General features: G+C 67.8%; 18 protein-coding genes. 8 read left to right on the top strand and 10 right to left on the bottom strand.

Annotation, left to right across the window (positions count from 1 at the left end):
• Nucleotides 1–39 precede the first annotated feature (39 nt).
• The 3 genes from AC5P8R_RS16370 to AC5P8R_RS16360 all read left to right on the top strand — a co-directional run bounded on the left by AC5P8R_RS16370 (nucleotide 40) and on the right by AC5P8R_RS16360 (nucleotide 2,108).
• Nucleotides 40–711 (top strand): SEL1-like repeat protein, encoded by a 672-nt coding sequence (locus AC5P8R_RS16370; RefSeq protein WP_495223633.1) that lies wholly within the window; start codon nucleotides 40–42, stop codon nucleotides 709–711.
• A 197-nt stretch (nucleotides 712–908) separates the two neighbouring features.
• Entirely contained in the window at nucleotides 909–1,478 is a 570-nt protein-coding gene (locus tag AC5P8R_RS16365; RefSeq protein ID WP_014645442.1) for an SEL1-like repeat protein, read from the top strand.
• Nucleotides 1,479–1,487: 9 nt separating this feature from the next.
• Complete coding sequence (locus AC5P8R_RS16360; RefSeq protein WP_014645441.1) at nucleotides 1,488–2,108, top strand: thymidine kinase; 621 nt, start codon at nucleotides 1,488–1,490, stop codon at nucleotides 2,106–2,108.
• Nucleotides 2,109–2,650: 542 nt separating this feature from the next.
• Here the strand turns inward: AC5P8R_RS16360 and AC5P8R_RS16355 are convergent.
• From AC5P8R_RS16355 to AC5P8R_RS16335, 5 genes are all read right to left on the bottom strand, one after another.
• Complete coding sequence (locus tag AC5P8R_RS16355) at nucleotides 2,651–4,255, bottom strand: OpgD/OpgG family glucan biosynthesis protein (RefSeq protein ID WP_014645440.1); 1,605 nt, start codon at nucleotides 4,253–4,255, stop codon at nucleotides 2,651–2,653.
• A gap of 105 nt (nucleotides 4,256–4,360) precedes the next feature.
• On the bottom strand, nucleotides 4,361–5,173 hold the full coding sequence (gene mutM / locus AC5P8R_RS16350) for a bifunctional DNA-formamidopyrimidine glycosylase/DNA-(apurinic or apyrimidinic site) lyase (protein ID WP_169412758.1): 813 nt from the start codon (nucleotides 5,171–5,173) through the stop codon (nucleotides 4,361–4,363).
• A gap of 76 nt (nucleotides 5,174–5,249) precedes the next feature.
• Nucleotides 5,250–6,068, bottom strand: coding sequence for a hypothetical protein (locus AC5P8R_RS16345; protein ID WP_014645438.1), 819 nt, complete (start codon nucleotides 6,066–6,068; stop codon nucleotides 5,250–5,252).
• A 198-nt stretch (nucleotides 6,069–6,266) separates the two neighbouring features.
• A complete protein-coding gene (locus tag AC5P8R_RS16340) occupies nucleotides 6,267–6,599 on the bottom strand; it encodes an EF-hand domain-containing protein (protein WP_014645437.1) in 333 nt (110 codons plus the stop codon).
• Entirely contained in the window at nucleotides 6,596–7,798 is a 1,203-nt protein-coding gene (locus AC5P8R_RS16335; RefSeq protein WP_014645436.1) for a DesA family fatty acid desaturase, read from the bottom strand. Before AC5P8R_RS16335 ends, AC5P8R_RS16340 begins: the two co-directional genes overlap by 4 nt.
• Nucleotides 7,799–7,949: 151 nt before the next feature.
• Between AC5P8R_RS16335 and AC5P8R_RS16330 the strand changes: the two genes are divergently transcribed.
• A complete protein-coding gene (locus AC5P8R_RS16330) occupies nucleotides 7,950–8,771 on the top strand; it encodes an ABC transporter ATP-binding protein (protein WP_032962356.1) in 822 nt (273 codons plus the stop codon).
• Nucleotides 8,772–8,901: 130 nt separating this feature from the next.
• Here AC5P8R_RS16330 and AC5P8R_RS16325 read toward each other — a convergent pair whose 3' ends face one another.
• Nucleotides 8,902–10,104, bottom strand: a complete 1,203-nt coding sequence (locus AC5P8R_RS16325; protein ID WP_046427650.1) for a DUF4785 domain-containing protein — start codon at nucleotides 10,102–10,104, stop codon at nucleotides 8,902–8,904.
• 11 nt (nucleotides 10,105–10,115) lie between these two features.
• Nucleotides 10,116–10,994, bottom strand: a complete 879-nt coding sequence (locus AC5P8R_RS16320) for a hypothetical protein (RefSeq protein ID WP_032962353.1) — start codon at nucleotides 10,992–10,994, stop codon at nucleotides 10,116–10,118.
• 258 nt (nucleotides 10,995–11,252) lie between these two features.
• Here AC5P8R_RS16320 and AC5P8R_RS16315 point away from each other — a divergent pair, with 258 nt between their 5' ends.
• Entirely contained in the window at nucleotides 11,253–12,092 is an 840-nt protein-coding gene (locus AC5P8R_RS16315) for an acid phosphatase (RefSeq protein WP_049408886.1), read from the top strand.
• A 133-nt stretch (nucleotides 12,093–12,225) separates the two neighbouring features.
• Here the strand turns inward: AC5P8R_RS16315 and AC5P8R_RS16310 are convergent, their stop codons facing one another.
• Nucleotides 12,226–14,496, bottom strand: a complete 2,271-nt coding sequence (locus AC5P8R_RS16310; protein ID WP_495223632.1) for a TonB-dependent receptor — start codon at nucleotides 14,494–14,496, stop codon at nucleotides 12,226–12,228.
• A 157-nt stretch (nucleotides 14,497–14,653) separates the two neighbouring features.
• Between AC5P8R_RS16310 and AC5P8R_RS16305 the strand changes: the two genes are divergently transcribed.
• Both AC5P8R_RS16305 and AC5P8R_RS16300 read left to right on the top strand, forming a co-directional pair.
• Nucleotides 14,654–15,673 (top strand): TIGR00266 family protein, encoded by a 1,020-nt coding sequence (locus tag AC5P8R_RS16305; RefSeq protein ID WP_164077262.1) that lies wholly within the window; start codon nucleotides 14,654–14,656, stop codon nucleotides 15,671–15,673.
• A gap of 204 nt (nucleotides 15,674–15,877) precedes the next feature.
• Nucleotides 15,878–16,870, top strand: coding sequence for a patatin-like phospholipase family protein (locus AC5P8R_RS16300; RefSeq protein WP_032958418.1), 993 nt, complete (start codon nucleotides 15,878–15,880; stop codon nucleotides 16,868–16,870).
• A gap of 39 nt (nucleotides 16,871–16,909) precedes the next feature.
• Here AC5P8R_RS16300 and AC5P8R_RS16295 read toward each other — a convergent pair whose 3' ends face one another.
• Nucleotides 16,910–17,395, bottom strand: a complete 486-nt coding sequence (locus AC5P8R_RS16295; RefSeq protein WP_014645428.1) for an Lrp/AsnC family transcriptional regulator — start codon at nucleotides 17,393–17,395, stop codon at nucleotides 16,910–16,912.
• Between the two features lie 125 nt (nucleotides 17,396–17,520).
• Between AC5P8R_RS16295 and phhA the strand changes: the two genes are divergently transcribed.
• Nucleotides 17,521–18,414 (top strand): phenylalanine 4-monooxygenase, encoded by an 894-nt coding sequence (gene phhA / locus AC5P8R_RS16290; RefSeq protein WP_014645427.1) that lies wholly within the window; start codon nucleotides 17,521–17,523, stop codon nucleotides 18,412–18,414.
• Nucleotides 18,415–18,520: 106 nt separating this feature from the next.
• On the opposite strand, the gene AC5P8R_RS16285 is transcribed toward phhA, so the two are convergent.
• On the bottom strand, nucleotides 18,521–19,576 hold the full coding sequence (locus tag AC5P8R_RS16285) for a LacI family DNA-binding transcriptional regulator (RefSeq protein ID WP_032958408.1): 1,056 nt from the start codon (nucleotides 19,574–19,576) through the stop codon (nucleotides 18,521–18,523).
• Nucleotides 19,577–19,692 lie beyond the last annotated feature (116 nt).

Here is a 19,692-nt window from a genome sequence, read left to right as displayed (position 1 = left end):
AAGGTATTGAATCGGCACCGGAACACAGGAGCGTGGTCCATGTCCCCGACTGTCATCGCCCGTCCGCTTGCGGCCGCCCTGCTCGGCCTGCTGGCCCTGCCTGCGGCCGGGTCCGGCCCGCCGCCGCGCACGGATGCCTATGAAGCGATCGTGCTGCAGTCGCACGAGTTCCTCATCTACCATCCGGACCTGCGCTTCCGTGGGCTCGGCATGCAGGCCCGCGAACGGGGCCGCCACGAAGAAGCCCGCATCGACTTCCGCAATGCCGCGCGCTACGGCGACAAGCTGTCACAGGCAGCGCTGGCCGACATGCTCTGGAACGGGCAAGGCGGCCCGGCTGACCGCGCCCTGGGCTACGCGTGGATGGACCTGGCGGCCGAGCGCGGCACCGAGTGGCTGGTGGTGCAGCGCGAACGCTTCTGGGAGGCGCTGTCCGCCGACGAACGCGAGCGCGCGGTGCGCGAGGGCCGCGCGCTGTATGCCGAGTTCGGCGACCCGGCGGCGACGCCGCGGCTGGAACGTGAACTGCGCGCCGGCAGCATGCAGCAGACCGGCAGCCGCGCCGGCTGGAACGGCGCCATGCGCAGCCAGGGCCGTGGCGATGCCGGGCCGCGCGTGCTGCAACCGGAGAAGCACCAGCTGGCCCGTTACTGGGATCCGGTGGCCTACCGGCAATGGCAGGACGAGGCGTTGGCGAAGTCGGGGCGATGACGTTGGTTTTTTCCATGGCCATGGCCAGGAGGGCGATCATGAAGGCGAAACACGCTCCACTCTGCCTGTTGCTGCTTCTGTCGACGGCCGCTGCCGTCGCCGCAAAGGAATGTCCGGTTGAGGCCCCGCGACGGATTCCGCCCACCGTCCTGACCGGAGGGTTTTTCGATTCGCACCCGGACCTCTTCTGGCGAAGCATGGCCCAACGGGCCGAACAGGATAAACAGCCCGCCAGGGCCCTGGTCTACTACAAACGCTCGGCACGCTACGCCGACAAGTTCTCCCAGGCAATGGTGGCAAGGCTGTACCAGGAGGGTATCGGCACTGCGCCGGACCCGGTGATGGCCTACATCTGGATGGACCTGGCCGCCGAGCGCATGTACCACGACTTCCTGGTCCTGCGGGAACACTACTGGGCACGCCTTGATCCGCTGCAGCAGGCACAGGCGATCGAGCGCGGCCAACAGGTATACGCCGACTATGGCGACCGCGTAGCCAAGCCCCGCATGGAACGGGCGCTCAGCGACGGGCGCCGGCAGATCACCGGCAGCCGCGTCGGCTACGTGAGCTCGGCCCTGGTCGTCGTGCAGCGCCGCGGCGACGAGCAGGGCATCGCAACACCAGGCAACATCGTCTACGACAACGACTACTGGAAGGCCGCCGACTACTGGTGCCTGCAGGACAACTACTGGCGGCCAGCGCTTGCGCCCAGCATCGAGATCGGTGCACCGCAGCAGATCCGCGACGGCGGGCCGGGTGGCGACTAGAATTGGCCGATGGCCAAGCTCTACTTCTACTATTCGGCGATGAACGCCGGCAAGACCACCACTCTGCTGCAGAGCGCACACAACTACCGCGAGCGCGGCATGCGGGTGGCGATCCTGACCCCGCGCCTGGACGACCGCGCCGGCGCCGGCGTGGTCGCCTCGCGGATCGGCCTGCGCGCCGATGGCATGGCCTTCGACCGCGATACCGACCTGCAGCGCTGGGTGGAGCAGGATCTGGCGGCCAACGGCCCGATGGGCTGCGTGCTGGTGGACGAGGCGCAGTTCCTGACCCGGGCCCAGGTCTGGCAGCTCAGCGAGGTAGTCGACCAGCTGCGAATTCCGGTGCTGTGCTACGGGTTGCGTACCGACTTCCGCGGCGAGCTGTTCGAGGGCAGCCAGTACCTGCTGGCCTGGGCTGACGAGATGCAGGAAATCAAGACCATCTGCCACAGCGGCAAGAAGGCAACGATGACGGTACGCGTGGACGAACATGGCCATGCGGTGAAGGATGGCCCGCAGGTGGAGATCGGTGGCAACGACCGCTACGTGTCGGTCAGCCGTGCCGAGTTCAAGAAGATCACCCGCGGTGAAGGGCGGATCGATCCGGCGCAGGCGCCCCTGCCGCTGTAAGGGGTGTTCTTTTGCAGGGCTTGCAGCCCTGCACCCGCAGTAGTGCCGGCCGCTGGCCGGCAACAGCAACAGCAAGAGCTGGCATTGCGTGTGATGGCGGGGCGGTGTCGGAGTGCGGGGACGCTGCAAGTACGTCCCTGTAAGCTTGGCAGCTGCATCCATGCGGCTGACACCCCGCACTCCGACACCGCCCCACCTCTGACAGTTGGCCGCGGCTGTTGGTAGGTGTCGACCTTGGTCGACACATCTGTCAGATATCGAATGAAATTCCGGGGTCAGATCCGTTTTCCTTCGTAAAACGGATCTGACCCCATGAGCAATTCCGACAGATCGCGGAGGTCTGTCGAAGGCGGGGTGGGTCCGGTGGCGGGGGTGTTCGCGGCATGGATGCCGCGACCAAGCCCCCAGGGAAGGGTTTACGGCGTCTCCCGCCGCCGGACCCACCCCGCCTACCCTCAGGAAACCAGCTTCTGCTTCGGCTGTTGCTGTTGCTCTGGCCTCTGCAGGTGCAGGGCTGCAAGCCCTGCAAACCCAACCCTCTCTTAGTACAGCGTGCGCTCCGGCGCACCCGCCGGCGGCGGGGTGTACTGGTACAGCCAGGTTTCCGTAAGCGTCTTGCCGCCACTGCGCAGGAACAGGCGGATGTCGATCTGCTCGGTACTGCCTTCCGGCGGCACCAGGTCGAACATCGCGCGATAGCCGTTGATCTCGCGCAGCGGGCGCGCCGACACGATCTCGACCCGGCCACGGCTGGCTTCCACCACCGCCTCGACCTCACCCTTGTCGATCAGGCTGGCCAGCTCGCCCCCTTCGAAGTCCACCGCGAAGCGCCAGCTGAAGTACTCGCGCTTCTTGCCGACCACACCGCCCAGGCCGGTGCGGCTGGCCACGCAGTGCGCCAGCGGCGGGCGCGCCGGCGGTTCGGCGCCCCAGTACAGGCGGTAGCCGACCAGCAGCTCCTGGCCCGGCTGCGGCTTTTCCTTCGGGTTCCAGAACGCCACGATGTTGTCGAACGTCTCGTCCACGGTGGGAATCTCCACCAGCTGCACCGAGCCCTCGCCCCATTCGCCCTTCGGCTCCACCCACAGGCACGGGCGCTTCTCGTAGAACACGCCGTCGTCCTGGTAATGGTCGAAATTGCGGTCGCGCTGCAGCAGGCCGAAGCCGCGCGGGTTGCGGTCCACGAACATGTTGAAGCGCAGGTTGCGCGGGTTCAGCAGCGGCCGCCAGATCCATTCGCCAGCGCCGGTCCACAGCGACAGGCCATCGGTATCGTGGATCTCCGGGCGCCAGTCCCATGCCATGCGGCGGTCGTTCTCGCCCACCTGGTACATGCTGGTGCACGGTGCGATGCCGAGCCGCTCGATCGGCTTGCGCGGGTACAGCGCGCTGTCGATGTCCATCAGCAGCACGTCGCCATTGGTGATCGCGAAGCGATAGGCGCCAGCCACGCTGGGTGAATCCAGCAGGCCGTAGACCACGATCGTGTCCGAATCAGCCGATGGCTGTTCCAAGTAGTAGGCGATGAAATCCGGGAATTCCTCCGGCTTGCCCATCCCGGTGTCGATCGCCAGGCCGCGCGCGGACTGGCCGTACTGGCCTTCCTTGCCGACCGCGCGGAAGTAGCTGGCGCCGAGGAAGGCGGCGAAGTCGCGGTCAGTGTCCTTGCGGGTGTTCAGGCGGAAGCCGGCGAAGCCGAGGTCGGCCGGCAGCTCGCCATCCTTGATGCCGCTCTTGCCGTAGTTGAACGCCGCGCCGTCATAGGCCAGCTCCTGCGCCTTGCCGTCGACCACGTCGAACATGCGCACCGGCGAATGGAAGTACAGGCCCAGGTGGAAGAACTTGGCCTGGAACTTGCCGGGCTGGTCGGCCCACAGCGCATGGTCCTGGCGGTAGCCGATCGACTGGTACTGGTCCCAGTCCAGTCCTTCCAGACGGCCCGGCAGCACCCGCTTGTGGCTCTTGTAGGGCGCCTGCGCCAGCGCGCGCGCCTGGCCCTTCAGGGTGGCGAAGTCGAACGGTTGCGGCTGGCCGAGGCGGCGCAGGCCCATCTGGCCGCTCCTGCTGGCCGCGCACGCGGGCAGGGACGGCAGGCCGAATGCAGCCAGGGCGAGGGAGGCATTGCGGATGAAGTCGCGTCGTTGCATGCAGGCGCGTCAGGCACAGGGAGGAAGGTCGGCCATCATAGGCAGACAAACGTTAACGGGCAGCGGAGACGCGCCCTGCCCGTTCAGCTGCCGCTGGCTGCCGGCTCAGCGCTGGCAGTGGCTGCACCAGACGCTGGCGCGCTGGCCGATGGTGGCGTGCTTCAGCGCGCGGCCACAGTTCGGGCAGGGCAGCCCGTCACGGCCGTACACCAGCAGTTCCTGTTCGAAGTAGCCCGGCGCGCCATCGGGGCTGATGAAATCGCGCAGGGTGGTGCCGCCACGGGTGATGGCATAGCCCAGGATCTCCTTCACCGCGTCGGCCAGCCGCTGGTAGCGTTCGCGCGAGATCTTCCCAGCCTCGCGCAGCGGACTGATGCCGGCCTTGAACAGGCTCTCGGCGGCGTAGATGTTGCCCACGCCCACCACCACCGCCTGGTCCATCAGGAAGGTCTTCACCGGCGCACTGCGGCCACGGCTGCGCGCAAACAGGTAGTCGCCGTCGAATCCCTCGTCCAGTGGCTCCGGGCCCAGCCCCTGCAGCAGCGGGTGGATCTCACCGGCGGGCTGCCAGAGCAGGCTGCCGAATCGGCGCGGGTCGTTGAAGCGCAGCAGGCGGCCGTTGTCCAGACTGATATCCACATGGTCGTGGGCGCGCAGCGGTGTGTCACCGGGCAGCACGCGCAGGCTGCCGGACATGCCCAGGTGCAGCACCGCGCTGCCGATGGCGGTATCCATCAGCAGGTACTTGGCGCGCCGGCGGATGTCCTCGATGCGCTGCCCCGGCAGCAGCTCGGCCACTTCCGGTGGAATCGGCCAGCGCAGGTCGGCGCGGCGCAGGATCACGCCATGCACGCGGCGGCCCTGCAGGTGCGGCGCCAGGCCGCGGCGGGTGGTTTCGACTTCGGGCAGTTCAGGCATGCAGGGATTCTATCCCCGCTCTGCGGCCGGCACCTGGCCGTCGATGCCGGGGAATGATCCCCGGCATCGACCGGTGTCAGGCGCCCTGGCCGGCGCGCACAGGCTCCGCCGGAACCGGTGCCGCAGCGGCGGAACGGTCCGGGAACAGCGACGGCAGCGTTTCCACGAACCGGGCCAGGCACTGGTCGCTGTAGCGCTCGGCCGTCTGCTTGACCAACGCATAGTCGTCGGCCTGCCAGGCTTCCAGGGGTGCGGCCACCGGTGCGTCGACCTGGCACTGCACGCCTTCGCCACCGACCAGGCGCAACAGCTTGCGGGTATACGGGAAGCCGACGTGCTGGGTCTGGCGCAGCTCGTACTGGGTATCGGCATCGCCCAGTTCCTTGTAGATCAGGGTGAAGCCATCGGCGGTGATCTGCACCGGCCGTACCTCTGCCGGCACAGCGCCCGGATGCGCGGTGAAGTACTCGGCCAGGCGCATGCGCACCTGGTCCTGCAGGTAACCGAAGGCCGGGTTCGGAACGGTCTCCACCCGGGTTCCCTTCAGCTGGTCCTTCTTGAACGAGCTGCCGCCGAGCGTGCCGGAAAACAATGACACGGCAACCTGCGCGGCCACCAGCTTGCCGGTGGTGGAACGCTGCACCAGGCGCAGCGTCTTGTCGCCGACTGGCTGGCCATCCGCGCCCATCTGCAGCTTTACGCTCACCGGCACCCGGCTTTCCCAGGCAGGCAGCTCCGCCACGGCGGCGACAACGCCGGCATCAGCGGCGGGAACGTCTGCAGCCGTCGCCGTGTCGGACGGGGCGGTCGGGGGTGGCTCATTGGCCAGCACAGGCGAGGCGATGACGAGGCTGCCGAGCAGCGCGGCCGCCAGCAGGGGTGGGTTCGATTTCATGGGGGATCCTTGGGTCGTGTCGGGCCAGTGCAGGCGATTCCGTTCGGCATCGATCATCGCAATGGCACCGCACTCCCTTCCATGTCCTTCCCCCTACCGCGATCCATCGCGGTCGACATGCCAGATCGCCTTACCCGTGCGGATCGACCGGTACCCGGGATCGCGTCGAACCCACCATCGGCAGCACGCCGGGAATCTTTAGCGCGGAGGCGCCGCCAGTTCGCGCGCGTCCAGGAAACCATCACCGTTGGCATCCTGCTTGTGGAAGCGCTGCACGATCACCTGCCGCTGCTGCTCGCGGCTGATCGCCCTGCCCTTGCCACCGGGCAGCTCCTCGGCCGTCAGCACACCATCACCGTTGCGGTCCATGCGGTCGAAGGCATACAGCATCCACTGCACGTACTCGGCCTCGCTGACCCTGCCGTCGCCATCGCTGTCCATCCGCTGCAGATAGCTGGCGGTGTCGGTGACCTGGGCCAGCGCCGCGCCCGGCAGCAGTGCCGCCAGCAGAAGCCCGTACCCTGCCCTCACGCGCCCACCAGGCTGTAGCCCTTCAAGCGTGCGGCGTAGGCCTGCAACGCCGCGATACCGCTTTCCTCGGCCTCGCGGCACCACGCCTGCAACTGGTGCAGGCGCTCGGCGGCGTCGTGGCCTCGGGCTTCCAGCAACGCCGCCAGCCGCGCGCGGTACTCGACCAGGGTGCGGATGCGCGGGCGCTGTGCCACCCATGCGCTGAGCTGGGCACGGCTGTCCGGCTTCAGCCAGCGACCATCGTTGACCAGTCCACGGCGCAGCCGGCGCGGCAGCAGGCGGCGCAGCTTGGCTCCGGCCTGGGCGGCTTCCTCGCGCAGGGCCGGCATGAACACATTGCGCTGGTAGTCCGTCATCGCCTGGAACCGGTGCGACAGCAGCGCCTTCAGGGTCTCGGCATCGGGCACGGCGATGTTCGGACGCACGTCCATGGCCGGTGCCACCCGCAGCACCTTGGCCAGGCGCAGCGCCTGCAGCAGGCGGATCGCACTCCAGCCGATGTCGAATTCCCAGCGCCGCATCGCGAAGCGCGCCGAGCTGGGGAAGGCATGGTGGTTGTTGTGCAGCTCCTCGCCACCGATCCAGAACCCCCACGGCGTGAGATTGGTGGAGGTATCGGCAGACTCGTAGTTGCGGTAGCCCCACCAGTGGCCCAGGCCGTTGACCACACCGGCCGCCCAGAACGGGATCCATGCCATCTGGATCGCCCACAGGGCCACGCCGGGCAGGCCGAACAGCACGCTGTTGATCACCAGCAGCAGCACCGGGCCCAGCGTGGCGTGCGGGGTATACAGGTGGCGCTCGATCGCATCGTCCGGGGTACCGCGCCCGTACTGTTCGATGTCCGCGCGCATGCCGCGTGCCTCCCGGTACAGCTCCACGCCGTGCCAGAACACCCTGCCGATGCCGCGGGTGACCGGGCTGTGCGGGTCGTCCTCGGTCTCCACCTTGGCGTGGTGCTTGCGATGGATGGCCACCCACTCGCGGGTGATCATCGAGGTGGTCAGCCACAGCCAGAAACGGAACACGTGGGCCAGCGCCGGGTGGAAATCGACCCCGCGATGGGCCTGGCTGCGGTGCAGGTACAGGGTCACCGAGAAGATGGTGATCTGGGTGAAGACCAGCAGCACTGCCAGCATGGCCCACCACCCCAGGCCGAGCACACCACCTGTCAACAGGGACATCAGGGCATCAGGCATGACGGCTCTCCGGATCGACGCGGGGATGGCAGACATGATGGCCGCTTGCGTTGCAAACTGCATCCCTGCGGCGATGTATCGCATCGCCATCCGTGGCACCGTTCACAGTTGGGGACCTGAGTTGTCGAGCCTTGATCCACGCGCCAGCGCCATGACCGCCGCCCCGCCCGTCGCGGAGCTGCCCCCCTTGATCGAACTGGACCGCGCCACCGTGGTGCGCGGCCAGGTGAAGGTGCTGCACGGGCTCAGCCTGCGCATCGCGCAGGGCCAGCACACCGCCCTGCTCGGCCCCAACGGCTGCGGCAAATCCACCTTCATCAAGCTGATCACCCGCGAACTGTATCCACTGGCCCAGGGTGACGGCACGGTGGCGGTGAAGGTGCTGGGCCAGAACCGCTGGCAGGTGGACCGGCTGCGCTCGCAGCTGGGCATCGTCACCGGCGACCTCAGCAGCAACCTGGCCGACATGCCCGGCCTGACCGTGGAACAGGCGGTGCTGTCCGGCTTCTTCGCCAGCTACGTGGTGCCGGCCTTCCGCGAGGTGACCGCCGACATGCGTGCACGCGTCGGTGAAACGCTGGCGATGACCGGCGCCCTGACGCTGCGCGAGCGCGCCTATGCCGAGCTGTCGGCCGGCGAGACCCGCCGCGTGCTGATCGCCCGCGCGCTGGTCAATCGACCGCAGGCACTGCTGCTGGACGAACCCTCCACCGGGCTGGACCTGGTCGCCCGCGAGCAGCTGGTGGCGACCATGCGGGTGCTGGCGCAGCAGGGCATCACCCTGGTGCTGGTGACCCACCACATCGAAGAGATCATTCCCGAGATCGAGCGCGTGGTGCTGCTGCGCGATGGTCGCGTACTGGCCGACGGCACCCGCGCCGAGCTGCTGCGCAACGAACCGCTGTCGGCGGTGTTCGGCGGCGCGATCACCGTATGCGAGCAGGAAGGCCGGCTGACCGCGTACGCGGGGTGATCGACATGCCACTGTAGAGCCGAGCCGATGCTCGGCTGCTCCTGATCACGACAAACAGTAGCCGGGCATCGGCTCGGCTCTACAGGATGCAATGCAGCGGGCCGGATATCCCGGCCCGCCACCGCCGTGCTCAGAACCGCAACGCCAGCGCGCGCGACTCGATCGGTGCCATCCGGCTCTGGTCCTGCAGCTGCAGGTCGCGCAGTTCGTACGGCGCACCGAAACCGGCCGGCAATGCGGCCTGGTCGAACGGCAGCACCAGCTGGCCTGCACCGGGGCCATCGAACCACGCCGCCGCATGTGCCTGCGCGACCGGCTTCAACTGGCCATCGCGGGCCGTGGCGTACAGCGTGCCGCGTGCTTCGTAGCGGCCAGCGGCGGCCACCTGCAGCGGCAGTGCCACCTGGCGGCTGGACGGGTCCGGTGCCGCCTGGCCACTGAAGCGCGCGGTCGGCCGTGCCACCGCGAAAGCCACCTTGCCGTCGCGCAGCACGCCATCGGCCTGGGCGAACACCTGCAGTTCCCACAGCCCCTGCACGCTGCCGAGATCGGCGGGGATGCGCACCTGCGCGCGCAGGCTGCCGTCGGTGGTGCGCAGCAGGCGCTGCGGCCAGCTGCGGCCATCCGGTGCGACCAGCAGGGCTTCACCGCCCAGGCCGCCACGGCGCGATGCCAGCTGCGCGGTGGTGGCGCCGTCTTCCAGCAGGCGTGCCTGCAGCTGCACGTTGCCACCAGCCAGCACCTGCGCCTGGTTGGCCTGCACTTCCAGCCGCAGCGGGCTGTTCGGCTCAAGCACCTGCACCACATAGCGGCCCTGCGCCTGCGTGCTCTGCAGCGTGTACGCACCGGCCGAACTGGTCGCGCCGGTGCGCAGCATGCTGCTGCCATCACTCACCGGCATGCCGGCATCCTGCAGCGCGCGCGCATCGACACTGCGGGCCACGCTGCTGCGGCCGGCCGGGTCGCGCACCTGCAGGGTGTTGGCAGGCAGCGCGCGGGCACCTGCGGCCGGGCTCAGCTGGATCACCGCATCGGGCGCCGTCAGCGGCAGGTCCAGGCCGCGTTGCAGCTGCGTGCCATCGACCTGCTGCCAGTAGCTGCGGCTGACCGAGGCATACGGCGTGGCCGCCTGCAGCGGTTGTGCCGGGTCCAGCGCCCAGGCAAAGGACAGCGGCGCGTGCTCGCTTTCATCGGCGGGCAGCGGCGCGGCCACCAGTGCGGCAGGCACCTGATCGCCCGCGCGGGCGGCCTGCAGCGGCTGCGCGGCCTGCGCTGCGGAAAGGGACAGCACGGCCAGCAAAGCACTGGCCAGCAGGGTGGAATGGTTCGTCATGGTCATCTCCCTCACTGGTTCAGGTCGTTGCGCAGCAGGGTGCCGAGGCCGAAGCACTCGCGCCGGCTCTGGTTGTGGCTGAGTGGTTCGGCGCCCTGGGTGCGTGCCTTGTCGGTGAACCAGGTGGTGCCGGCAGCCTTCTGGCTGCTGCACTCCAGGAAGCCATCGGAGCAGGACGACAGCCAGTTCTGGGTGAACTCCAGGCCGACATTGGCGGCGTAGCCACCGCAGTAACTGTTGCTGTCCCACACCGCCGATTCCACATCGCTGCCGACCACCGCACGGAACGGTTTGGGCAGCGCCGGGCGACCGGCCGTGCCGTACAGGTTCTGCGCGTTGTAGGTGGCCATGCTTGCCACCTGCTGCTGGCGTACCGCGTCGTTCTTGTAGCCCAGCAGCCAGCCCAGCGACGTTTCGAAGGTATTGCCGTTGAGCACTGCATCGGCCAGCGGTGTACCGGCCGAGGACGGAGCCAGCGCATTGACCTTGCGCACCGTGCGGATGATCTTCGGATAGCGGCTGTCGTAGGTCGGGTTGGACAGGATCCAGCGCATGACGTTGCCGCCGTTGGAGTGGGTGATCACCACCAGCTGGGTGATGCCACGGCTGTCGATGAAGCCGGTCAGCTGGTTGGCCAGGCAACCGGCCGCTTCCGGTTTCCACATGTACTGGGTGAAGTCACAGTTGATGACGACGTAGTTGCTGCTGTTCGGCAGACCCTGGCGCACGGTGTCGATGATCGCCGGCTGCCAGTAGTCCTGGGTGGCATTGGTCTGCGCGCCGGTGCCATGCACGAAGGCCACGCCGACCACGTCGGCGGCCTGCGCCGGGGCGGTTGCCAGCCCGAGGAGCAGGGCCAGGACGGTACTTCCTGTTGCGGTGCTGCGCATCGCGTCTCTCCCTCTGTCAGTGGATCCCCCCGACCCGGCTGGAACTGGACGGCCTCTCGACCCCGTTGTGTCGATGCTCGCGGCGCAGGCGCGTGAAAGTCCGTGCGCTGCGCCCGGATTCAGGAGACTGACGACACTCGATGACGTTTTTCATACTGCCCCGATGACCATGCCGGGTCTGGCCGTATGACCGATGGCCACTGCGGTGTCGCATACGGGCTGCGATCATGACGCGATGTTTTTCCTCTGGAGCCGTCCATGTCGCTGATTTCCCACACCGCCCGCCCACTGCTCGGTCTCACCGTTGTCGCGGTCCTGGCTGGCTGCGCAGCCACCGCCAGCAAGCCGACCGCCGTCGAAGCCAACATCACCACCAAGGCGGTGGGCTATCTGGACACGAGCGCGGTTCCGGCCAGCCTGGACCTGGTGCCGGCACCACCGGCGGCCGGTTCGGCCGCCCTCGCCCTGGACGAACAGGTCAGCCGTGAAGCCCGCGCGCTGCGTGGCAGCCCGCGCTTCGCCCAGGCCGGCGTCGATGCGGAACTCGGCTTCCCCGAAGGCGCCAACCACTTCTCCTGCGCCGCCGACATCGACGTCGATGCAGTGAAGACCCCGGCGCTGTACCGACTGCTGGAGCGCAGCCGGATCGACGCCAGCGCCGCCACCAAGGCGGCCAAGAACCACTACCAGCGCCCGCGCCCGTTCATGGTCAACGGTGAGCCGACCTGCTCGCCGAAGGACGAGGACGGCCTGCGCAAGAACGGTTCCTATCCGTCCGGCCACACCTCGATCGGCTGGGCCTGGGCCCTGATCCTGTCGGAGATCGCGCCGGACCGCGCCGATGCCATCCAGGCCCGCGGCCGCAACTACGGCGAGAGCCGCCTGGTGTGCAACGTGCACTGGCAGAGCGACATCCTCGAAGGCCGCTTCATGGGCGCGGCCGCCGTGGCCCGCCTGCATGACAACGCTGCCTTCAACAAGGACCTGCTGGCCGCACGCAAGGAGATCGAGGCGGCGCGCAAGGCCGGTCGGCACTCCAGCCGCGACTGCGCCACCGAGAATGCGGTGCTGAAGGTGCGCCCGCAGAGCGCGCTGTAGGCCACGCCTCTGTAGAGCCGAGCCATGCTCGGCTCAGAGCAGCCGAGCGCAGGCTCGGCTCTACACGAAGCAGGAAACCAGAAGGGCCGGCATTGCGCCGGCCCTTCTGCATTGCATCAACGCAGCCACCGCATCAGAACTTCGCGGTGAACTCCACGCCCCAGGTACGCGGCTCGTTGAGGAAGCCGGTCAGGTTGTTGAAGTCGATCGCGCCGACCACGCGGGTCTGGTTGGTCAGGTTGCGACCGAACACCGCCACGTCGTACTGGCCGTAATCCCAGTTGTAGCCCAGGCGCAGGCCGCCTTCCAGCGAACTACGGCCGCGGAATTCCGGCGACTCGTAGATGAAGAAGTTCACCGCACTGCGGTAGGCCCAGTCGGTGTAGGCGTACAGCTCGCTGCCATCGCTGAGCGGGAAGCCCACGCGCAGGGTCGCGTTGTGGATCCACTTCGGCGCCTGCGGCAGCGGGTTGCCGTTCACCAGCGCATAGGTCTGGCCGTTGATCACCGTGGTCGGGTCGGTGATGGTGCAGCCACCGCCGCAGATCGCCACCGCCAGGTTCTTGTCCTTGATCTCGGTGTCGTTGTAGCTGCTGCCGAAGGTCAGCAGGACGTTGTCGGCCAGGTAGGCCTCCAGGTCCAGCTCGACGCCCTGGCCGATGGTCTTGTCGGCGTTGAGCAGGGTGGCGATGTTGTTGCTGCCGCCCACCGCGATCAGCTGCTGGCCATCGACGTTGTAGCGGAACACGCTCAGGCCCAGGCGCGCGCGGCGCTCGAACAGGTCGGCCTTGATGCCGGCCTCGTACGAGATCACCTTCTCCGAATCGGCCTGCGACAGGCCTGGCGCGAAGGCCAGGCGGCCCTGGATCGACGGCGCGCGGAAGCCCTTGGCCACACGGGCATAGGCGTTGATGTCGTCGGTCAGCTTGTAGACGCCGCTGAGGTCCCAGCTGACGTCGTTGACGTCGGTGTTGGCCAGGTACGGGCCACTGACCGGGGTGCCGAACGGAACGGCCTGCAGCACGCTGGCGCTGAAGTCCTTCTTGTCCTGGGTGTAGCGCACGCCGGCACGCAGCTTGAAGCGGTCGGTGACATCGAAGTCACCCGAGGCGAACACCGCCCAGGCCTTGTTGCGCTGGTTCTGCACCACGTGGCCGGTCTGCGGATTGCCCGGGGCCAGCGAGTCGTAGTTGAAGTTGTTGATGGTCACGTCTTCATCGAAGTAGAAGACGCCGGCCTGCCAGTCGAAGCGGCCCCACTCGTTGGACTCGATGCGGACTTCCTGCGTCCACTGGCGGTGATGCGGCAGGCCGTCAGCCGACTCCGACGAGAACGGAATCAGGCCGGGGCCGTAGTTGCCGGCGCCAAGGAACGCCGCGCCGTAGCCACCGTCAATGTCACCGCGGTTGAGCGATTCGGCGGTTTCGTAGCCGGTGATCGAGTGCAGCGTCACCGAGCCGAGGTTCCACTGCAGGCGCGCGCTGCCACCCCAGGTCTTCAGGTCGGAGAAGTTGACGCCGTCGTTGGCCACCTTGTCGCGGTCGAAGTTCTCGACCAGCGAGTTGCCACCCTTCTCGATGATGTTGGCGCGGAACAGGCGGGCGGTGCCATTGAGCTTGCGCTTGTGCAGGTTGAACAGCGCTTCGAAGTCATCGCCTTCGTACAGGAACTGCACGCGGCCGGCGGCTTCGTCATAGCCTTCGAAGCCACTGTTGGGAGCGCCGACGCGGGTGTTGTCGACCCAGTCATCGCGGCGCTGGTAGATCGCCGAGACGCGTGCCGACCAGCGATCGGTCAGCGGGCCGCCGTAGGCGCCCTGCACGTTCCAGCTGTTGTAGCTGCCGTAGCCGACGCGGATGTAGCCATCGGCATCCTGCGACGGACGCGCCGAATCGAATTTGACCACGCCGGCCGGGGTGTTGCGGCCGAACAGCGTGCCCTGCGGACCACGCAGCACTTCCACGTTGGCCAGGTCGAACAGCGGGAAGCCCTTCAGCAGCGGGCTTTCCTGCACCACGTCGTCGTACACCAGCGAAACCGGCTGCGACGCATTGAGGTCGAAGTCGGTGTTGCCCAGGCCGCGGATGTAGAAGCGCGGGAAGGCACGGCCGTAGGACGACTCGATGTTGAGGCTGGGCACGCGTGCGGCCAGGAAACGGATGTCATCGCCGGCCGAACCGAGCACATCCAGCTTCTCGCCCTGGATCGCGGAGAGCGCGACCGGCACGTCCTTGGCGTTCTCGACACGGCGCTGCGCGGTCACCTGCAGGGCGTCGAGGGCAACCGGATCCTTGGCAGCGGGGGTTTCCTGGGCGGCTGCTACCAGCGGCAGCAGGGCGGAAAGAGCGGCAACGAGGGGGCGCGCGACCGGAAATCGGCCACGGGAAGTGCGGGTCGGGGACATGGCGGTAGGCTGTGTTTGGAGGGGTGGTAAAACGGCGCTACCAGATAATTGTTGCAATACAGCACCTACGCCGCAAATGCCTGCCGTTCATGGCCCCGTCGCCGGCACCCCCGGGCGCTCGCTAGACTCGGGGTTTCCACGCGACGGACCCGCCGCCATGACCCAGTGGTACTTCCATGCCTCCGCCCAGGCCGAGCGAATCGGCCCGCTTGATGACGGGGCCGCACGCCGCTACGCCCAGGCCAATCCACGCGCCCTGGCATGGTGCCAGGGCATGAGCGGGTGGACGCCGATCGCCGAGGTGGCCGAGCTGCAGGCTCCAGCCCCGGGCATGCCCAACACACCGCCGCCGGTCCCGGTCGCCGCCGGCGCCAGCGGCCGCGCCGATGACATCGAGTTCCGCATCGTCGGCCATGAAATGCAGTTCGTGGAGCTCGAGCTCGACCCCGGCGAGAGCGCCATTGCCGAGGCCGGCGCCTTGATGTTCAAGGACGCCACGGTGCAGATGGACACGGTGTTTGGCGCTGCCAACGGTGACCAGGGCGGCTTCATGGGCAAGGTGATGGCCGCCGGCCGCCGTGTGCTGACCGGCGAGAGCCTGTTCGCCACCGTCTACACCCAGAGCGGCCATGGCAAGGGCAAGGTCGCCTTCGCCGCGCCCTACCCCGGCACGGTGCTGGCGATGAAACTGGACCAGCACGGCGGCCGCCTGATCTGCCAGAAGGACAGCTTCCTGGCCGGCGCGCGCGGCGTGCAGATCGGCGTCCAGTTCCAGCGCAGGATCATGACCGGCCTGTTCGGCGGCGAGGGCTTCATCATGCAGAAGCTGGAAGGCGACGGCTGGGTGTTCATCCACGCCGGTGGCTGCGTGATCGAGCGCGAGCTGGCCGCCGGCGAGCGCCTGGACGTGGATACCGGCTGCGTGGTGGCCTACCACTCCAGCGTGGACATGGACGTGCGCCGGGTGGCCGGCATCAAGAGCATGCTGTTCGGCGGCGAAGGCGTGTTCCTGGCCACGCTGACCGGCCCCGGCAAGGTCTGGCTTCAGTCGCTGCCGTTCTCGCGCCTGGCCGGCCGCATGTGGATGGCCGCACCGCAGGGCGGCGGCCAGAGCCGCGGCGAAGGCTCGGTGCTGGGCGGCCTGGGCCGGATGCTGGATGGTGACAACCGGTTCTGACCCACTCATTTGGTAGGTGCCAACCTTGGTTGGCACATTCCTTCAGCGCGCGACCAGGCATTTGTGCGGACCAAGGTCCGCACCCACCAGAAGCGATTCACGTTTTTTTTGCTGAATAGGGAGTTCCCCCCACCCTGCCCGCCCCGCCACGGCTTCGGTATGCTGGCGCCCTTTCCTGAATCCAGCGCCGCGAGCGCACTGCCGATGAGCCTGTTCCGCCCCCGCATGCTGCTGTCCGTCGCCCTGATCGGCCTGCTGGCCGGCTGCGGTGGCGACCCGGTCCGCCCCACGCCGCCGCCGGCGCCGACCGTGGTGCCGCAGGCCAAGCCGATCAGGATCGGCATCGCCCTCGGTGGCGGCGCGGCCAAGGGCTTCGCGCACATCGGCGTGATCAAGATGCTGGAAGCCAACGGCTTCGAGCCGGCCGTGGTCTCCGGCACCAGCGCCGGCAGCGTGGTCGGTGCGCTGTATGCCAGCGGCATGGACGCCTTCCAGATGCAGAGCAAGGCAGTCGCGCTGGACGAAGCCAGCATCCGCGACGTGCGCCTGTTCTCCGGTGGCCTGGTGCAGGGCCAGAAGCTGCAGGACTACGTCAACGAGCAGGTCGCCAACCGTCCCGCCGAGCGCCTGAAGAAACCGTTCGCCGCCGTTGCCACCCAGCTGGAAACGGGCGAGCGCGCGATCTTCGTGCGCGGCAACGTCGGCCAGGCGGTGCGCGCGTCGAGCAGCATCCCCGGTGTGTTCGAGCCGGTGAAGATCGGCGGCCGCAATTACATCGACGGCGGCGTGGTCAGCCCGGTGCCGGTGGATGCCGCGCGCCAGCTCGGCGCCGACTTCGTGATCGCCGTGGACATCTCCAGCAAGGCCAGCGGCAAGGCACCGACGGACATGCTGGGCATCGTCAACCAGTCCATCTCGATCATGGGCCAGCGCCTGGGCGAGCAGGAGCTGGCGCGCGCCGACATCGTCATCCGTCCGAAGGTACTGGACATCGGCGCCGCCGATTTCAGCCAGCGCGGCACCGCGATCCTGGAAGGCGAGAAGGCCGCAATGGCGGCCATGCCGCAGATCCGCGCGAAGATCCAGCAGTTGCAGCGCGCGCGCGCCGCCGCGGCGGCACCCGCGCCGGTGGCCGCACCAAAGTGCGAGGAAGCCTCGCGCCTGGGCAAGCTGATGGGCCGCAAGGACAAGTGCTGATCCATTGATGCCAGGCCACCGGGCACGCCTGGTGGCTGCTCAGGGCTCCAGCTGCGACAACGGCAACGCCTGGAAACCCTTCACCGTTCGCAGCACGAAGCTGGAATTGGCATCGGCCACGCCGCCGGCGTTGAGCAGCCGGTCCAGCAGGAAGTGCGAGAAGTGCTCCAGGTCGCGCACGTAGACGTGCAGCAGGTAGTCCATGTCGCCGGTCAGCGCATGGCAGGCCACCACCTCGTCCCACGCTTGCACGCTGTCCACGAAGTGGCCGATGGCGGCCTGGTCATGCTTTTCCAGCTGCACGCGCACGAAAGCCTGCAGGCCCAGGCGCAGCTGGCGCGGTTCCAGCCGCGCGCCATAGCCGACGATCACGCCCTCGCTTTCCAGCCGCTGCAGGCGGCGCAGGCAGGCCGAGGGCGAGAGGTTCACCCGTGTCGCCAGCTCGGCGTTGGTGGCGCGCCCATCCCGCTGGATTTCAGCCAGTAGACGTATATCCGTGCGATCGAACTGGACTTCTCCGGCCATTGTTGCCCCGCAACATGGTGAGTACGCAAGGATATTGCGCCAATAAGGCCAATCGACGCAACTTTTGCAACCCTGTTGCGCGCGCCCTGCCCTAGCATCGTGGGTATCCCGTCAAGGAGTGCCCCATGGACCTCGCCCAGCCCCGCCGCGTCGAACACCAGCAGACCGACAAGGGCTACGTGCCGGTGTATACCACCGCGCTCGTCGAGCAACCGTGGGACACCTACAGCGCCGACGACCACGCCACCTGGAGCACGCTGTACCAGCGCCAGCGCGAACTGCTGGTCGGCCGCGCCTGCCAGGAGTTCCTGGACGCGCAGGACGAGATGGGCATGAGCGCACACATGATTCCGCGCTTCGACCAGCTCAACGAAGTACTGGGCGCCGCCACCGGCTGGACCCTGGTCGGCGTTGAAGGCCTGCTGCCGGAACTGGATTTCTTCGACCACCTGGCCAACCGCCGTTTCCCGGTGACCTGGTGGATCCGTCGCCCGGACCAGATCGACTACATCGCCGAACCGGACCTGTTCCACGATCTGTTTGGCCACGTGCCGCTGCTGATGAACCCGGTGTTCGCCGACTACATGGAGGCGTACGGCCGTGGCGGCGTCAAGGCCCACGCGATCGGCCCGGATGCACTGCAGAACCTGACCCGCCTGTACTGGTACACGGTGGAGTTTGGCCTGATCGATACGCCCGACGGCCTGCGCATCTACGGCGCCGGCATCGTGTCGTCGAAGGGCGAGTCGCTGTACTCGCTGGAGTCGCCCGCGCCCAACCGCATCGGTTTCGACCTGCAGCGGATCATGCGCACCAAGTACCGCATCGACACCTTCCAGAAGACCTACTTCGTCATCGACAGCTTCGAACAGCTGATGCAGGCGACGTCGCCGGACTTCACCCCGATCTACGCGGCACTGGCCGACCAGGCGCATCTGCCGGCCGGTGATGTGCAGGACGACGACCGCGTGTTCCAGAAGGGCACGGGTGAAGGCTGGGCCGACGGCGGCGACGTGTAAGCGCGTAACGCACACCGCTTCGCAGTGGAAACGGCGCACCCTGGTGCGCCGTTTTCGTTGTTGCCTGCACCGTTCTGTCGCGACGGCGCAGGCGAGGGCAGGACACTCAGCCGTCCACGGCCCGGCAGGAACCGCGCACCATCAGCTGCGGATGCACGCTGGCCACAGCCGGCGCCTCCGGTACGTCGGTCTGCACCAGCATCGCGGCAGCCATGCGGCCGATGTCGGAGACGTGGCGGCGTACCGACGTCAGCGGCGGCCACAGGCGCGACGCCAGCGGGCTGTCGTCGTAGCTGACGATCGACAACTGCTGCGGCACCGCGATGCCCGCACGCAATGCCACCTGGTAGACGCCCGCGGCGATTTCGTCGTTGCCGGTGAAGATCGCACTGGGGCGTTGTCCGCCCATCAGCAGGCGTTCGGCGGCATGCACGCCGGACTCGAAGGTGTCGCCCGCTTCCAGCACGCGCTCGCCCGGCAGGGTCACGCCGACCTGGGCCAGCCGATCAAGGAAGCCGTGGGTCCGCTCGCGGGCAGCGCGCCGGTCACCGGGACCGGCAATCACCGCGATGTCGCGGTGGCCGAGCGAGAGCAGGTAGCCCGCAGCCGCCGCCGCACCATCGCGATCGTGGGTGACCACCGCCTGCACGTCTTCTTCCGACGCATGCGCGTTGATGCGGATGTGGCGGCAGTCGATCGCGTCGAGCATCTGCGCCAGCGCCATCGATTCGGAGGCGCGCGGGCCGAGGATCACGCCATGCAGTTTCTGCTGCTGCACGAAACGGCGCACGCCGTCCGCACAGTCCGGATCCTGGCTGTTGCACGGGTGCACCACCAGCTCATAGCCGGTGCCGCGCAGCGCTTCCAGCGCGCCGTGCTGCAGGTCGACAATGCATTGGGCGCCGGGGTCGTCATACACCAGGCCGATCAGGAAGGAGCGGCGGAACGCGAGTCCGCGCGCCAGCGGGTCGGGCACGTAACCGACCTCGCGCATCAACGCCTCGACCTTGTCGCGGGTGTCTTTGCGCACCAGCGGCGAGTTGTTGATGATTCTTGAAACCGTTTTCTTGGAAACTCCCGACAGTCGTGCGATGTCGTTGATCGTGGCAGCCTTGCCTTTCGATGCCGGCAACGCGGCATCGCTCATATTTCGCACTGACATGTATAGAACCAGGTAAGTCGGAGAATTCTAGCCTTGCACCCGTCGGATGCGAAGTTGCGGAACGTCGCAGCGGATCTGAATCGCGTCGTGTTCGACACGTTTTGCTGCGCGAGGTT

The sequence above is a fragment of the Stenotrophomonas sp. YJH_SMC_73 genome, assembly GCF_059370155.1.
Note: the sequence above shows the minus strand (reverse complement) of the source record. Positions and strands in the feature narration are given on the sequence as shown.

Excerpts from the sequence above, each read along its gene's own strand:
- AC5P8R_RS16365 (WP_014645442.1), top strand. The coding sequence starts at position 909 with ATGGCCCAACGGGCCGAACAGGATAAACAGCCCGCCAGGGCCCTGGTC.
- mutM (WP_169412758.1), bottom strand. The coding sequence starts at position 5,173 with ATGCCTGAACTGCCCGAAGTCGAAACCACCCGCCGCGGCCTGGCGCCG.
- AC5P8R_RS16300 (WP_032958418.1), top strand. The coding sequence starts at position 15,878 with ATGAGCCTGTTCCGCCCCCGCATGCTGCTGTCCGTCGCCCTGATCGGC.
- AC5P8R_RS16355 (WP_014645440.1), bottom strand. The coding sequence starts at position 4,255 with ATGCAACGACGCGACTTCATCCGCAATGCCTCCCTCGCCCTGGCTGCA.
- AC5P8R_RS16285 (WP_032958408.1), bottom strand. The coding sequence starts at position 19,576 with ATGTCAGTGCGAAATATGAGCGATGCCGCGTTGCCGGCATCGAAAGGC.
- AC5P8R_RS16345 (WP_014645438.1), bottom strand. The coding sequence starts at position 6,068 with ATGAAATCGAACCCACCCCTGCTGGCGGCCGCGCTGCTCGGCAGCCTC.
- AC5P8R_RS16295 (WP_014645428.1), bottom strand. The coding sequence starts at position 17,395 with ATGGCCGGAGAAGTCCAGTTCGATCGCACGGATATACGTCTACTGGCT.
- AC5P8R_RS16330 (WP_032962356.1), top strand. The coding sequence starts at position 7,950 with ATGACCGCCGCCCCGCCCGTCGCGGAGCTGCCCCCCTTGATCGAACTG.
- AC5P8R_RS16325 (WP_046427650.1), bottom strand. The coding sequence starts at position 10,104 with ATGACGAACCATTCCACCCTGCTGGCCAGTGCTTTGCTGGCCGTGCTG.
- AC5P8R_RS16315 (WP_049408886.1), top strand. The coding sequence starts at position 11,253 with ATGTCGCTGATTTCCCACACCGCCCGCCCACTGCTCGGTCTCACCGTT.
- AC5P8R_RS16305 (WP_164077262.1), top strand. The coding sequence starts at position 14,654 with ATGACCCAGTGGTACTTCCATGCCTCCGCCCAGGCCGAGCGAATCGGC.
- phhA (WP_014645427.1), top strand. The coding sequence starts at position 17,521 with ATGGACCTCGCCCAGCCCCGCCGCGTCGAACACCAGCAGACCGACAAG.
- AC5P8R_RS16310 (WP_495223632.1), bottom strand. The coding sequence starts at position 14,496 with ATGTCCCCGACCCGCACTTCCCGTGGCCGATTTCCGGTCGCGCGCCCC.
- AC5P8R_RS16370 (WP_495223633.1), top strand. The coding sequence starts at position 40 with ATGTCCCCGACTGTCATCGCCCGTCCGCTTGCGGCCGCCCTGCTCGGC.
- AC5P8R_RS16320 (WP_032962353.1), bottom strand. The coding sequence starts at position 10,994 with ATGCGCAGCACCGCAACAGGAAGTACCGTCCTGGCCCTGCTCCTCGGG.
- AC5P8R_RS16360 (WP_014645441.1), top strand. The coding sequence starts at position 1,488 with ATGGCCAAGCTCTACTTCTACTATTCGGCGATGAACGCCGGCAAGACC.
- AC5P8R_RS16335 (WP_014645436.1), bottom strand. The coding sequence starts at position 7,798 with ATGCCTGATGCCCTGATGTCCCTGTTGACAGGTGGTGTGCTCGGCCTG.